General features: G+C 77.3%; 1 protein-coding gene. It reads right to left on the bottom strand.

Annotated elements, in window-relative coordinates; translation table 11 throughout:
- On the bottom strand, positions 1 to 977 hold a 977-nt coding region (locus HUW36_RS33365; protein ID WP_174531643.1), incomplete at its 3' end, for a cupin domain-containing protein.
- Positions 978 to 1,055 lie beyond the last annotated feature (78 nt).

The following is a 1,055-nucleotide window of genomic DNA, read 5'->3' as shown; positions in this document are numbered from 1 at the left end:
GGCCGGGCGGCCGGCCAGACCCGGGCCCGCAGGCGCGCGGCCACCGCCGCCGGGTCGGCGCGCAGCAGCCAGTCGCGCAGCGCCTCGACGGTCTCGGTCAGTTCCGGTTCGATCGCGTCCGGGTCGGCCAGGTCGAGGCCGAACGGCAGCCCGGCGCGCAGCCGGGCGTCCTCGGCGGCCAGGCCGAGCAGCTCCTCCACCACGGCGTACCGGGTCAGCGCCCGGATCCCCACGGTGAGGTGCAGCGAGCTGGACTCCTGCGCCTGCGCGCTGTGCAGCCAGCCGCGCGGCAGGTAGAGCGCGTCCCCCGGCTCCAGCACCACGTCCAGCGCGGGCCGGCCGTCGGCGGTGGCGGCGACCTCGTCGGCCCGGCCGCCCCAGGGCTGGCGCTCCAGCGGGTCGACGAGCACGGGCGGGTGGATCCGCCAGTGCTTGCGCCCGTCGACCTGGAGCACGAAGACGTCGTGGGTGTCGTAGTGGGTGGCGAAGCCCTGGCTGCCCGCCGGGGTCAGGTAGGCGTTGACCTGCAACGGCTGCGCCAGCGCGGCGCCCAGGTCGCGGGTGAAGTCGACGAGCGCCGGCCAGGTGCGGTGCAGGCCCTGGAGCACCAGGGTGGCGCCGTCGGCGTAGAGCGCCAGCACCTTCTCGTCCAGCACCTGGTCGCCGATCTCGGCGCCGGCGCCACCGCCGCCGGTGTACCGCGCCGCCGGCACGAGCTGGCCGTCCTTGGCCACGCGCAGGAACGGGGTACGCAGGCCGCGCCGGCTGAGCAGCTCGTCGGCGTCGGCCGGGCCGAGCAGGTCGGTGAAGCCGTGCGGGTTGGGCAGTTCGGCGGCCCGCGACAACAGCGGGCTGCGCCCCCAGTGGTCGGCGGCGAACTTGGCCGGCTCGACGGAGACGCAGCGCGCCAGCGCCTCGGCGGCGGAGAGCGGAACCGCCGGGCGGCCGTGGCCACCCGGCGGGTCGACGTACGTCATGGTCATGCGTCAGGCGCTGCCGTCGGCGCCGCCGTCGTGCTGGCCGGGGGTCGCGCCACCGTCGGCCGGGCCCTCGGC

It is taken from the genome of Micromonospora maritima, assembly GCF_902825405.1.
GTDB classification, from domain to species: Bacteria; Actinomycetota; Actinomycetes; order Mycobacteriales; family Micromonosporaceae; genus Micromonospora; species Micromonospora maritima.
The sequence above is the reverse complement of the archived record's forward strand: the minus strand, read 5'-3'. Positions and strand labels throughout refer to the sequence as shown.